This window comes from Nocardia sp. NPDC056100, assembly GCF_042266325.1.
Taxonomy (GTDB): Bacteria; Actinomycetota; Actinomycetes; order Mycobacteriales; family Mycobacteriaceae; genus Nocardia.
In genome coordinates this window covers 19,947-33,540 of record NZ_JBHJVY010000005.1, presented here as the reverse complement: position 1 = coordinate 33,540, position 13,594 = coordinate 19,947, and the positions used below count along the sequence as shown (strand labels likewise).

12 protein-coding genes are annotated in these 13,594 nt (G+C 66.6%); 1 reads left to right on the top strand and 11 read right to left on the bottom strand.

Translation table 11 applies throughout. The features are described from left to right. Positions 1–99 precede the first annotated feature (99 nt). From ACFC0O_RS36800 to ACFC0O_RS36775, 6 genes are all read right to left on the bottom strand, one after another. Positions 100–966: a GNAT family N-acetyltransferase gene (locus tag ACFC0O_RS36800; protein WP_364632927.1), complete on the bottom strand. Its 867-nt coding sequence runs from the start codon at positions 964–966 to the stop codon at positions 100–102. A gap of 87 nt (positions 967–1,053) precedes the next feature. Continuing rightward, positions 1,054–2,133 carry a PrsW family intramembrane metalloprotease gene (locus tag ACFC0O_RS36795; RefSeq protein ID WP_375966542.1) on the bottom strand — a complete coding sequence of 360 codons (1,080 nt, stop codon included), beginning with the start codon at positions 2,131–2,133 and terminating at the stop codon, positions 1,054–1,056. After that, positions 2,130–2,699: a hypothetical protein gene (locus tag ACFC0O_RS36790; RefSeq protein WP_364632923.1), complete on the bottom strand. Its 570-nt coding sequence runs from the start codon at positions 2,697–2,699 to the stop codon at positions 2,130–2,132. The genes ACFC0O_RS36795 and ACFC0O_RS36790 overlap by 4 nt, the downstream gene beginning before the upstream one ends. 147 nt (positions 2,700–2,846) lie before the next feature. Beyond that, entirely contained in the window at positions 2,847–3,695 is an 849-nt protein-coding gene (locus ACFC0O_RS36785; RefSeq protein WP_375966539.1) for a lysophospholipid acyltransferase family protein, read from the bottom strand. 397 nt (positions 3,696–4,092) lie between these two features. Beyond that, positions 4,093–4,860: an ABC transporter permease gene (locus ACFC0O_RS36780; RefSeq protein WP_375966538.1), complete on the bottom strand. Its 768-nt coding sequence runs from the start codon at positions 4,858–4,860 to the stop codon at positions 4,093–4,095. Further along, on the bottom strand, positions 4,857–5,807 hold the full coding sequence (locus ACFC0O_RS36775) for an ABC transporter ATP-binding protein (protein WP_375966536.1): 951 nt from the start codon (positions 5,805–5,807) through the stop codon (positions 4,857–4,859). Before ACFC0O_RS36775 ends, ACFC0O_RS36780 begins: the two co-directional genes overlap by 4 nt. A 107-nt stretch (positions 5,808–5,914) precedes the next feature. Here ACFC0O_RS36775 and ACFC0O_RS36770 point away from each other — a divergent pair, with 107 nt between their 5' ends. Then, on the top strand, positions 5,915–6,655 hold the full coding sequence (locus tag ACFC0O_RS36770) for a TetR/AcrR family transcriptional regulator (RefSeq protein WP_375966535.1): 741 nt from the start codon (positions 5,915–5,917) through the stop codon (positions 6,653–6,655). 4 nt (positions 6,656–6,659) lie between these two features. Here ACFC0O_RS36770 and ACFC0O_RS36765 read toward each other — a convergent pair whose 3' ends face one another. The 5 genes from ACFC0O_RS36765 to scpB form a co-directional block, all read right to left on the bottom strand. Beyond that, a complete protein-coding gene (locus ACFC0O_RS36765; protein WP_375966534.1) occupies positions 6,660–8,888 on the bottom strand; it encodes a bifunctional serine/threonine-protein kinase/ABC transporter substrate-binding protein in 2,229 nt (742 codons plus the stop codon). Between the two features lie 154 nt (positions 8,889–9,042). Beyond that, positions 9,043–10,458, bottom strand: coding sequence for a ribosome biogenesis GTPase Der (gene der, locus ACFC0O_RS36760; RefSeq protein WP_375966533.1), 1,416 nt, complete (start codon positions 10,456–10,458; stop codon positions 9,043–9,045). Then, positions 10,455–11,123, bottom strand: coding sequence for a (d)CMP kinase (cmk, locus tag ACFC0O_RS36755; protein ID WP_375967137.1), 669 nt, complete (start codon positions 11,121–11,123; stop codon positions 10,455–10,457). The genes der and cmk overlap by 4 nt, the downstream gene beginning before the upstream one ends. A 65-nt stretch (positions 11,124–11,188) precedes the next feature. After that, entirely contained in the window at positions 11,189–12,784 is a 1,596-nt protein-coding gene (locus tag ACFC0O_RS36750; RefSeq protein WP_375966531.1) for a pseudouridine synthase, read from the bottom strand. A gap of 11 nt (positions 12,785–12,795) precedes the next feature. Further along, positions 12,796–13,566: an SMC-Scp complex subunit ScpB gene (gene scpB / locus ACFC0O_RS36745; RefSeq protein WP_375966530.1), complete on the bottom strand. Its 771-nt coding sequence runs from the start codon at positions 13,564–13,566 to the stop codon at positions 12,796–12,798. Positions 13,567–13,594: the final 28 nt, after the last annotated feature.

The following is a 13,594-nucleotide window of genomic DNA, read 5'->3' as shown; positions in this document are numbered from 1 at the left end:
GATCCAGGCGTGGCCGCGTGCAACGTGCCCGCGTAGCGGCGGAACAGTTTCAGCATGGCCGAGGACGGGATATCCGGGGGCCGAGCGCGTTGGGGTCCGTCAGGAGGAAACGCTGGCCGGTGTGCGGGAAATGCGGCCGCCCAGGCGCTCGTTGACGGCGAAGCCGTGCTTGCGGCACCAGGCGGCCAGCATCGGGACGGCCGAATCGTCATCGCGGTAGGTGGGCACCAGCTGACCGACGATGGTCAGGTGATGGGCATCCGCGGCCCGGCAGAGTTGTTGCAGCACAGCGGTTCCCAGTCCGGTTCCGCGTAACTCCGGATTGACGGTGATGTTGTCGAGTTTGATGGTGTCGGCGTACACATCGAAGACCACATCGACGAGATCGTCACTGCGGCGCAGGGATTCGATATCGGCGGGCAGCGGGCGCAGCACGCCGGGCAGATGATCCGCGAGCCGTCCGCGCGCGGCCTCATCGGGCGCGGTGCGGGTCAGCGCGACCAGCTGCTCGGTCAGATCGGCCACGGCCACCCGATCGCCCAGTGCCGCCAGCGGGCGGGTCTGTTCGGCCAGCGCGGCCAGCACGCGCAATTGCCGGGTCCAGTGCGGATCGGTGGTCTCGTATTCGGTGATCAGATCGGCCAGGGTGAACTCCAGGCCGAACGAACTGCCGCGGCTGCGAATATAGCCGCCGGACAGCACGCCCCAGCGTCTGTCGTCCGCGCCGACACCGTGCTGGGCCAGTTCGCGCAGCAGCACATCGCGGCGGCCGGTGGCATTGGCGATGGTGGAACCGGGCAGCCGGTGCAACCAGCGCCGCCACCCGGTGAGATTGGCTCGAATCCGGCTGCCCGCGACATCACCGCTGGCCGCCAAATAGTTGCACAGTGCTTGCTGTCTCCGGTCCAGCAGCTCATGCGCCCGCTCGAAACCGGATGCTTCCGGAAGCGATCTGCCCTCACTCATAACAAACAAGCTAGCGCTCGGCGGCTGAGTCGCAGGTAACCGGCACGCTCCCGATGGGTCGAAATCCTTCGGCGGCGCATGATGCGGCTACCTCCACGCCGTTTGCTGATAGTTCCAACTCGGCTCCGGCGGCACACCACCGGACAGCGCCTCGACCCGATCGATCAGCGCGCGTTCGTATCGCCGAGCCTGCCGCCGATCCATTCGGGTCGCGGCCCGCAGGCCCGCCCGGGCACGGCGGCGACTGCGCCGGGTGAGCAGCGAAGCCAACTGCTGTTCGGTGCCCAGCGTGCGCGCCGACGGCTGGGCGATGGTGGCGCGCAACCATTTTCGCTCGGTACCCAGCACCCAGCGATACGCCAGGCCGAAGATGAGCAGATCGACGATCACCGGGAAGAAGAGCGTCAGCACGCCCGGACCGCTCGGGCGCGGCGCGTCGAAGACGAAATGCATGGTCACCGCCATGGCGTAGAACAGCGCGAAGAAGCCGATCCGCCAGCCCCATGAGCGATCGGTGCGCAGCAACAGCACCACGATGCCCACACCCACCAGCGCCGACATCGCCCAGTGCGAGGTGAACGCGGTGATCAGCCGCAGGACCGCCACGATCAGCACATCCGCGATCGGATCCTGCGGTGCGCCCAGCGCGGTCTGCACGCTGTACAGGCAATCCTCGGAGATCTGCGCGCCCAATCCGACGAAACCGCCGATCAGCAGACCGTCCATGGGCCGTCGCAGTCGCGCCCGGAACAGCACCGCGACGATCGCGATGCCGATCGCCTTGATGAACTCCTCATCGATGGGCGCGGCGATCGCCGCCTGCCAGTTGTTCGCGAACTCATCGCCCCCGAGCTTGGCGACCAGCTGTGTCACATGGTCATTCGCCCACAGCGCCACACCCGGCCACACCGTCGCACCCCAGATGAAACCCATCAGAATCGGCGCGACCAAGCGCCGCCGCGCGCGAAAAGGGTCCAGCTCGAACAACACCCAGCCGAAGAACACCAGCGTCAGCGCGGTCACAGGTAGCGCGGCCAGCGCCTGCGCACCGCCGAACCACACCATCCCCGCGGCCTGCACCAGGAACACCAGCGGTCCGGCCGCGACCACCACGCAGTAGACCCAGAACAGCGCCGACCGCGGCTGGAACCAGCCCGGCCCGGTCATACCTCGACCGCTTTGCTCGACGCGAGCACCGCGAGAATCATGGCCCGGCCCGCCTCCCGGGTCGGACCCGTGACGGTGATGGTCACCGCGATATCGCCGGAATTGGCGACGGCGCAGACACCGCCCGCCGTATCGGGCAGCACACACATCCGGCCGTGGAACGAGCCCGCCTCGATGGCATCGCCGTCGAAATGCACCTGATGGCCCGACGCGCGCAGCGGCAGCAGCAGTCGCGGTGCGGCGGTATCGAAATCGGTGATGCCGTCCACCACCGAGACGCCCAATCGCTGCTCCCCGATATCGGAATCGAGGATCGCGGAGGATTCGGAGCCGGTGGCGATGCGGCGCATGGCCTCCGGGACCGCGAACCGCACCCCGTTCGAGGGATCGTCGGCGCCGTGCACGGCGCCGATACCGCTCGCGGTCAGCGTGATCTCGGTCCCCGCCGCGACCGCGGTCTCCCGATCGGGCACCGCCGCGTCCAGCAGGGGTGGCACCACGGCAATCACGGCGAGGGCGGCCACCGCCGCCAGCGCCGGTCCGACCGAATGAATCAGGCGCGCCATGTCTTCCAGCCTCCCGGTCCGTGTGGCGGGCCCGCAATGGGTGACCGCCACACATATCGGATCAGCGGACGGACAGCCGCCCACCATGCAATAGCCGAGAGTTAACCACAATTCATGATGCGAGCCCGGCGCGCACGCCGCGACCTGTTACAGCAGATTCGCCAGACCCGAGAGCGGACCGGGCAGCGCGGCCACGTGATTCTTCAGACCGGTCGCCACCGGGTTCGGGGTCGCCGCGCGCAGGCGATCCAGTTCGGTCTGCATGGTTCCGACGGTCTGCTCGTAGATGCGATCCACCAGTTCGGTGTCCTCCGGATCGCCGGGCTGGGTGGACCAGTCCAGGGCGGGCAGGAAGCTCACATCCACGTGCGAAGGCAGCGGAATCTGCGGCAGAATCGGCGCGATGCCGAACGGCAGGCCGACGGTGTACGGAAATACCTTGGCGCGCACCAGTTTATCGAGTCCGAGCACGCGGGCGGTGCGCTCACCGCGACTCACGATGAAGATGGAATCGTGGCCGCCGTTGGCGACCGCCGGAATCACCGGCACGCCCATTTTGAGCGCGAGCCGGATGAAGCCCTTGCGCCCGGCGAAATCGACCTTGCCGCGATCGGTCCACGGACGGCACGCCTCCCAGTCGCCGCCCGGGTAGACCATGACCGCGCCGCCGTCCTTGAGGCCCGCCGTGGCCGCCTCCTGCGAAGCAGGGATGACCCCGAAATCGCGCAGGCTGTCACCGAGACCCGGTGCGCGCAAAAGGATTTCGTGCGCCACACCGTAGGTGGGCTCATTCGGGCGGCGATCCATCGCCGCCATGAAGGTGATCCACACCTCGGGCGCCCAATAGATGGACGAGTGATTGCCGATCACCAGTGCCGGCCCCGCCGCCGGTAGGTTCTCCACGCCCGTCACCTGCGGCGTGAAGTAATTCGTATAGACCCGAGCCAGGGGAAGCAGTGGGTGGTTCGGGTTCGGAAGTACCGGTGTGTTGTTCATGGAATGTCCTGTCGTATCGCGTTACCGATGACGGGCGGCACGTAACGACACACGCCGACGTTTTCGAATTCTCGACGTCGAGCCGAAATGTATTGCCCCCGGACAACATCCCCATTGATAGTCCTGACGGCCGCGTCCAGCGCGGTCCGGATTGGCAGTGCGCGTGCCGCTGCGTTGCGACCGATGCCCGTCACCGTCCTCCTGCCCTTCCGAGGTTAGCAAGCCAAGCAATTGCTTGTTAGGAAGTGTGCGAAACCCAACATCCGCAGCATGATTCGCGTGTCAGCGGGAATGCCGACATAAGATGACAGGCCGGGAACACATAGTTGGATGCGCATATCCGGGTAGACGAATATTGCTGGGTCCGAGCGCTCCCGGACCCCAGCGGTGGTCATGATCAGTTCAGGCCGCGCCGGCGGTACAGCGTGCCCGCCGCCAGATAGCCGACCAAACCTATTGCGGCACACCAGATCAGCGCAGTCACCGGGCTGTGGCCGATCGGCGTGCCCATCAGCAGACCGCGCACCGTTTCGGTGATCGGGGTGATGGGCTGATGTTCGGCGAAGCCCCGCAACCAGCCGGGCAGCGTATGCACCGGCACGAAAGCGCTACTCACGTAGGGCAGGAACATGAAGCTGAAGGTGAAACCGTTGGCCGCCTCCGGATTCGGCGCGAGCAGACCCAGCGCGGCCGCCAGCCAGGACAGCGCGAGAATGAACAGCGCCAGCATCGCGATCACACCGAGCCAGCGAATGGGATCCGCGGTCGGCCGGAAACCGAGCGCCACCGCCACCAGAATCACCAGACCGGTGGTGATCATATTGCGCAACACGCTTTCCGCCACGTGGCCGGTGAGCACCGACGACCGCGAAATCGCCATGGTGCGAAAACGATCGATGATGCCGCTCTGCATATCGGTGGAGACCGCCACCGCCGTACCGCCCGCACCGAAACCCGAGCACAGCAGAATGATTCCGGGAACCACGTAGTCGATATACGCCCCGCCCACATTCAGCGCGCCGCCGAAGACGTAGACGAACATCAGCAGAATCACCAGCGGGATGATGATGGTCATCAGCAGGGTGTCGGGACTGCGCAGCGTATGCCGGAAACTGCGGCCGACCATGGTGCCCGAATCCTGGGCCGCGCGAACCAGAGTGCTCATGACCGAACGCCTTTCGAGGTGTTACCGGTCAGCGCGAAGAAGACATCGTCGAGATCCGGTGTGTGAATGGATAATTGGCCGATGGACAGGTCGTGATCGTCGAAATGTTCCAGCAGCCTTCGTATATCGCCGACACTGCCGTCCGAGGGCACCGACAGCACCAACTGCTCCATATCGGCCTCCGCCGATCCCACCGCGCGAGCGGCGGCCGCCAAGCCTTGTGCGTCGGCGAAGGTCAGCCGGACGTGACCGCCGGGGGCCAGCTTCTTCAACTCACCCGAGGTGCCCTCGGCGACGATGCGGCCGTCATCGAGGACGGCGATGCGATCGGCCAGTTGATCGGCCTCCTCCAGATACTGCGTGGTCAGGAAGATCGTCACGCCGTCGTTCACCAAACCCCGGATGACGGACCATAATTCGCGGCGGCTGCGCGGATCCAAACCGGTCGTTGGCTCGTCGAGGAAGACGATGCGCGGATCCCCCATCAGACTCATGGCCAGATCCAGGCGGCGCACCATACCGCCGGAGTAGGAACCGGTGCGCTTGCGCGCCGCCTCCACCAGATCGAACTGTTTCAGCAATCGCGTTGTGCGCCTGGCGGTTTCCGCCGCGCCGAGGTGCAGCAGCTTACCGACCAGGCGCAGGTTCTCCTCCCCCGTCAGCAACGGATCGACCGCCGAATTCTGGCCGGTGACACCGATGATGCCGCGTACGGCATCGGCCTCCCGGACCGGATCGTGCCCGCCCACCAGCATGCGCCCCGCATCGGGACGGCCCAGGGTGACCAGTAGCCGGACCACGGTGGTCTTACCCGCGCCGTTCGGGCCGAGTAGCGAGAAGACCGTTCCGGCGGGCACATTCAGATTGATGCCGCGCAGCACCTGATGGTCGCCGAAGGATTTGGTCAGCCCGGACACCTCGATGGCGGGCCGGTCAGTGACTGTCATGGGGAACCCCCGAATCGAAAACTGTGTATGGTCTACACTCTGTTTATAGGCTACACAGTTTCCTGGATGGCGCAAGATGTACGGGAGCGTGAGAACAGGAGGGTCGAATGGATCGGCACGACGAAGGCGTCCTGCCCAAATCGGTCAAACTGCTGTGGAACCTGGATGATCCGGGCACCCGCGGCCCCAAACGCGGTCTGAGCCTGGACCAGATCCTCGACGCGGCCGTCGCCATCGGCGATGCCGAGGGCTATGCCGCCATCTCGATGGGCCGCATCGCCAAGGAGCTCGGCTTCACACCCATGTCCCTCTACCGGTACGTGGACAGCAAGGACACCCTGATCGAGATCCTGCACGACCGCATAATCGGACCGCCGCCCACACTGCCCGCCGACGCGGGCTGGCGCGCCAACCTGCAAGCCTGGGCCTGGGCCGAATTCCACGCCATCCGCAATCGGGAATGGTGGATGGATATCCCCATGACCGGTCCCCCGCTGGGCCCGAACAATATGGACTGGCTCGAAACCGGTATGGCCGCGGTCTCCGCACTGCCCATCCCCGAACCCCAACGGCTGCAACTGGTGACGAACCTGTCCTTCTTCGTCATCGGCCGCACCCGATTCCTGCGCGACACCATGCGCCACGTCGAGGACGACAAGGATTACAGCACCATCCTCGCCGCCGTCCTGGACCCCGCCCGCTACCCCGCCGTCACCAGCGCCGTCACCAACAACGCCTTCGAGGATGACGATATGCACTGGGACGAAGGCGATTTCGGCTTCGCCCTGGACCGCCTACTGGACGGCTACGAGGTCTACATCGACACCTACCCGAACCGAAAACGCTGATCTCTCAACCGACTCGGTAGAGCCAGAGGCGGGGGTTGGCGGGGTCGCCGGTGGAGGTCCAGCCGTAGGTTTGGGCTATGCCCTCGCCGGAGTAGGCGGTGAGGTAGGTGAGTAGGTCGGGGTGGGTGACGTGGCCGGAGGCTATGCCGTGCAGGACTATTGCGGTGAGGTCGTACGCCTCGGCGGAGTAGGTGCCCGGGGGCGAACCGGTGAGGGTGCGGTAGGCGGTGGCGAAATCGGTGGGGGCGGCGGCACAGGGGCAGGAGAGGGTGGCTCCGGTTGCCACTGTGCCCGCGCGCTCTACGAAGGCGGGGTCGTTGCTGCCGTCGCCGGAGTAGAAGGGGATGGTGATGCCCGCGGTGTGGAGCAGCGGGAGGAGGGTGGCGGATTCGGTGTAGTAGCCCGCGTAGAAGATGGCGTCGGGGCCCGCGGTGGCGATCTTCGATACGGCGGCGTTGAAATCCCCGTGCGGGTCCAGGGCGAACGAGCAGTTGGTGTCGGCGGCCGCGCCGAGGCCGGTGGTGACGGCTTTGCCAAGGCTCACGCCGTAGTCGCCGGTGTCCCAGACCACGCAGACACCGTGATGACCGGCGGTACCCGCGAGATAGCGGCCCATGGTGATGCCCGAGAAGTCGTCATCGGCGAGGCCGCGGAAGAAGGTGCGCCAACCATTCTGGGAGAGTTGGGAATTGGTGGCGGACGGGGTGAGGAACGGGAGACCGGCGGCGCTGAAGATCGCGCCGGTCGCCTTGGTCTCACCGGAGAAGGCCGGGCCGATCAACGCCGCGATCGAGGAATCGGCGGTGATCTTCGGCGCGAGTTGGGCTGCGGTTTGCGGATCTCCGGTGGTGTCGAACTCCTTCACCGTGATCGCGCAGCCCGGATTCTTGCGGGTGAACTGATCGACTGCCAGGCGTACGCCGCCGAGCACATTGCGGCCCAGCGCGGCATTCGGGCCGGTGAGCGCACCGGCCATGGCGATGCTGGTCGGCGGACAGGTCGCGCCACCGTCTCCGGCGGGGTCCAAGGGAGTGTCAACGGCGCCGGCCGGATTGCCGTCCCCGTCCACTCGCATCAGGGGTTGGATACCGCCGCCCGGGGTGATCGTCATCTCCCCGCCCCCGGCCGGAATGGCCGCACCCGCCGAAGAATTGGACGATCCTTTGTCCCCCGACTTGGAATCCCTTGTCGCCCAAATTATTCCGAAGGTCACCGCGAGTAGTACCACGACAGCCGTCGCGCCGATCGCGATCCATCTACCTCGGCGCGGAGGCGAGGCGCTCGGAGCCGGGGTGACCGGATTCGGGTCGATCGTCGTTGGCGGCGTCGCGACAGGATTCGTCGCGATAATCGTTGGGGGCGCGGTGGTTTCGAATCTCGGCGCGGACACCATGGTCGGTGGCACACCGGTGAGGGCGCGGGTCGCGGCGGCGGCGAAATCGCGGCAGGTGTCGAAGCGTTCGACCGGATTCTTGGCCAGCGCGCGGCCGAAGACCGCATCGAGTTCGGCGGGCAGACCACCGCGGCGGGAACTGATCGGCGGGGGCTGGAAATGCAGATGACCCGCCACCACCGCCGCGGCCGTGCCGGATTGGAAGGGCGTGGCGCCCGAGAGCAGCCAGTACAGGCTGCACGCCAGCGAATACTGATCCGAACGCTGATCCAGGGGCATACCCGACAACTGTTCGGGTGAGGCGTAAGCCAGTGTGGCGGTGAGGGTTCCGGTGCGGGTCAGGTGCGCGGTGTCATCGCGCAGGCGGCCGATGCCGAAATCGGTGAGCAGTACCCGTTCCTCATGGCCGAGGGTGGGGCGGGCCAGCATGATGTTGGCGGGCTTCACATCTCGATGCAGCACGCCGACGGTATGCGCGTAATCCAGGGCTTTGGCGGTCTCCCCCACAATGCGAATGGCATGCGGCGGCGGCAACTCCGGCGGTTGCAGTGCGGCCGCGTCGGAGCCGTCGATGAACTGCATGGCGATCCACAGTCGCCCGTTCTCGACCCCGCGATCGGACACCGACACGATATTCGGATGATCGAGCCGGGCGATCAATTCCGCCTCGCGCTCGAATCGGGCGCGAATCTCGGCGTCTCCCGCGAACTCCGGGCTCAGCACCTTCAGCGCGACCAGGCGCGGCAGGCGCGGATGCCGGGCCAGATACACCGAACCCATACCGCCGCTGCCCAGCAGCCGTTCGACCTGGTATCCCGCGAAAATCTCACCCGCACGCATCGCCCGGTCCCCTCGGCAGCTACAGATTCCCTGGAACCGTACACCGGGTACGCGACGTGGGCGGGCGCATCGACCCCAACGCCCAACGCCTCGGCATACGACAGGCCCCCGGTCGGTAACCGGGGGCCTGTCGGGGCGAACTATCGCTCGCGAATTACTTCTTGCGCTCGCGCTTCTCGCGCACGCGCACGTTCACCTGCACCGGCGAACCGTCGAAGCCGAACTCCTCACGCAGTTTGCGCTCGAGGAACCGGCGGTAACCGGCCTCGAGGAAGCCCGTGGTGAAGAGCACGAACGTCGGCGGCCGGGTGGACGCCTGGGTCGCGAACATGACGCGCGGCAAACGCCCGCCACGCATCGGCGGCGGGGTCGCGGCCACGACCTCCTTCAGCCAATTGTTCAGGCGGCCGGTGGAAATGCGCTTATCCCACGATTCCAGCGCGGTCTCCATCGCCGGAACCAGCTTCTGCACCGCGCGACCGGTATGCGCGGAGATATTCACCCGCTGCGCCCAGCGCACCTGCACCATCTCGCGGTCGATCTCCCGCTCGAGCTGCTCGCGGCGATCCTCATCGACCAGATCCCACTTGTTGTAGGCGATCACCAGTGCGCGACCGGTTTCGGCCACCATGGAGATCACCCGCAGATCCTGTTCGGTGACCGGCTGCGAGGCATCGATCAACATGACCGCCACCTCGGCGGACTCGATCGCCGAACGGGTGCGCAGCGCGGCGTAGAACTCGGTGCCGCTGGCATTGGCGACCTTACGGCGCAAACCCGCGGTATCGACGAAACGCCAAGGCTTACCGCCCAATTCGACCAGCGAATCGACCGGGTCGACGGTGGTGCCCGCGACATCGTGCACCACCGAGCGCTCCACGCCCGAAAGCTTGTTGATCAGCGAGGATTTGCCGACGTTCGGCTTGCCGACCAGCGCCACACGACGCGGGCCGCCCTGCAAACCGCTGCCCTCACGCGGGGTTTCGGGCAGCACCGCCAGAATATCGTCCAGCAGATCACCGGTACCGCGACCGTGCGCGGCCGAAACCAGTTTGGGCTCACCGAGACCCAGCGACCACAGCGCGGCGGCGTCGGCCTCGAGCTTCTGATTGTCGACCTTGTTGGCGACCAGGATCACCGGGGTCTTGGAGCGGCGCAACACCTTTGCCACCGCTTCATCGGTCGCGGTCGCGCCGACCACGGCATCCACCACGACCACGATGGCGTCCGCGGTCTGCATGGCGACCTCGGCCTGCCGGGCCACCGACTGCTGCAGACCCTTGGCGTCGGGCTCCCAGCCGCCGGTGTCCTGCACCAGGAAACGGCGTCCGGCCCAGGTGGCCTCGTACGAGATACGGTCGCGGGTAACGCCCGGGACATCCTCGACCACCGCTTCGCGGCGACCCAGAATACGGTTCACCAGCGTGGATTTACCCACGTTCGGCCGGCCGACGATGGCCAGCGTCGGCATGGGCACATGCTCGGCGTCCTGCTCGCCCTCGAATTCGGCGATATCCCAATCGGCTTCATCCGACCAGATGCCATCACCGGCGAAGGTGTCCTGCGTCACTGCGCGCCTCCTGCCGAAATCTGCTGTCCGACAACGCGGTACAGCTCGTCGATAACCTCGTCCATATTCAGCTCGCTGGTGTCGACCAGCACCGCGTCCTCGGCCGGACGCAGCGGCGACACCTTGCGGGTGGAATCGAGATTGTCGCGGCGCTGCACATCGGCCAGCACCGCCTCGAAATCATCACCGCGACCCTCCGCGATGTTCTGCACATTGCGGCGCGAGGCACGGGCCTCGGCGGACGCGGTCAAATAGATCTTCACATCGGCGTCGGTCAGCACGACGGTGCCGATATCACGGCCCTCCACCACGATTCGGCCCGCGGCGGCAGCGATCTCCCGCTGCAGCGCCACCAGCTGATCGCGCACCTCGGACACCGCCGACACCGCGGAAACGGCCTTGGTCACCGCATTGCCGCGGATCTCCGCCGACACATCCTCACCGTCGAGCAGAATCACCTCGCGACTCGGATCGGTGCCGATGGTCAACGGCAATTCCTTGACCGCCGCCACGATCGCATCGGCGTCATCGAGATCGACACCGCTGCGCAGCACGCGCAGCGTCGCCACCCGATACATCGCACCGGTATCGAGATACCGGGCCTCGAGCCGGGTCGCCAGCTTGCGCGACACACTCGACTTACCGGTGCCGGACGGGCCGTCCATGGCCACGACCAGCGGCGCGACGCCGGTGAGTCCGCTGAGCCGATCTTTCACAGTTCCCACACCGTTCACAACGACACCGCCTCGTAGAGCTTCCCGATTTCGTCACGACCAAGAACACGCAGCGCGCCCGGGCGCTGATCGCCCAGCGCCACCGGACCCACATGGGTGCGCACCAGCGCGGTCACCGGATGGCCGACCTCGGCCAGCAGGCGGCGCACAATGTGCTTGCGGCCCTCGTGCAGCACGATCTTCACCAGCGATTTGCCCTGGCCGACCTCGAGCACCTGGAATTTGTCGGCCTTGGCCGGACCGTCCTCCAGCTCGACGCCGTCGCGCAGCAGCTTGGCGACATTGCGCTGATTGACCTCACCGTTGACCGTGGCCAGGTAGGTCTTGGACACCTCGTACGACGGATGCATCAGGCGGTGCGCCAGATCGCCGTCATTGGTGAGCAGCAGCAGACCCTCGGTATCGGCGTCCAGGCGGCCGACGTGGAACAGGCGCTGCCCGGCCGCGATTCGCTCGGCCACGATATCGCCGACGCACGGGCGGCCCATCTCATCGGACATGGTGGACTGCCAGCCCTTGGGCTTGTTCAGGGCCAGATACACCTGCTCATCGCGGACCACGACACGCACACCATCGACACGAACGACCGCGTTCTCCGGATCGATGCGCAGGCCCTGCTCGGTCACGATGCGACCGTCGACCTCGATACGACCGGCCTCGATCATGTCCTCGGCCACGCGCCGCGAGGCGACACCGGCCTTGGCGAGCACCTTCTGCAAACGCTCACCCTCGCCCCACGGGAGCTTCTTGCGGGTCTCGCGATTCTCGTCCTCGACATGCTGATGCCGCGCGGGCTTGGCATTGCTCAACATCACCGGCAGCGCGGGCGACGGGCGATGCACCTTCTTCTTCGGCGTGGGCGAGGTGCTCGGCGCGAGCGGACGACCGCCACCGATGCGACCGCGCGAGGCATTGCGATCCTGACCGAAACCGGTGCGATCGGCGCCGAAACCGGTGCGGCCCTGCGCACCTCGCGAATCGCCGGTGCGCGGGGCACCGCCGCGGGGAGCCGAACCACCGCGGGCGGACGGGGCCGCGCCGCGCGAATCACCGAAAGATCCACCGCCACTGCGGGATCCACCACGCGAGTCGTACGAACCCGAACCACCGCGGGAATCGCCACGCGAACCGTACGAACCGGAACCGCGCGAATCACCGTACGAGCCACTGCCACCGCGGGATCCACCACGGGAATCGCCGCGCGAACCGGCATAACCGGAACCGCCGCGCGAATCACCGCGTGCGCCGCCGCCGTACGAACCGGAGCCGCCGCGCGAGTCCCCGCGCGAGCCGCCACCGTACGAGCCACTGCCACCGCGGGAATCGCCGCGCGACCCGCCGTAGCCGGAACCACCGCGCGAATCGCCGCGCGAGCCCTCATAGGATCCGCGAGACGAGCCGCCGTACGACTGCGAGTCTCCGCGTGATCCGCCGCGCGGCGAACCACCGCGCGAATTGCCATATGAATCGCCGTCACGCGATGACGCGGACCTGTCGGTCCGGCCTCGGGCGGCCTGCGAACCGCCCCGGGGCGATTCGAAATTACGTTTACTACGGTCCGGTGTGCCATCTCGGCGAGCGGGAGTATTCACGTTGTCCTATTTCAATCCTCGGTGCCGAGGTCGATATTCGCCTCGGCTGGTTTTTTCAGCCTGGTGAACCGTGGGTCCGTATCCAGGCTCTCGTTGATCTCGTCGATCAGGTCGACGCCCGGGAGCAGCGGCGCCAACGGCGGCAAATCCGCCAGGGACGCGAGTCCGATCCGTTCCAGGAACAGTTCGGTCGTGACGTACAAAGTGCCGTTGGTCTCCGGGTCCGTTCCGGCCTCCGCGACCAGCCCCCGCGCCAGCAGGGTCCTGATCACGCCGTCGATATTCACGCCGCGCACCGCACTCACACGGGCCCGGGTAACCGGTTGACGATAGGCGATCACCGCCAGGGTTTCCAAGGCAGCGCGAGTGAGCTTCGAACGTGCGCCGTCCAACAGCATACGTTCCACGTAGGGCGCGAATTCCTGCCGCGTGTAGTAACGCCACCCATCCCCCACGAACCTGAGATCCATACCACTGCGCCGATCGGACAATTCGGCCGACATCTCCCGCAGCGCCGTCTCCACCCGCAACGCGGTCGCGTTCACCGCGTTCGCCAGCAAATCCACCGGCGCCGGCGCGTCCACCACCAGCAACATCGCCTCCAGCGCCCCCCGGAACTCGACCTCGTCCAACGTTTCCGAGTCGAGCGGATCCACCTCGTCCCCGAATTCGAGACTCGTCTGCCCCGGCTCCCCGGTGTCGTGGGCAATGTCACCTAGGACGTCGCTCTCACCACCCGGCTCCGGGGTCGCGTCCTCCAGGTTCCGCACTGCCTCGGTCATAGAACTTCCTCCGCGATACTCCGGCGCT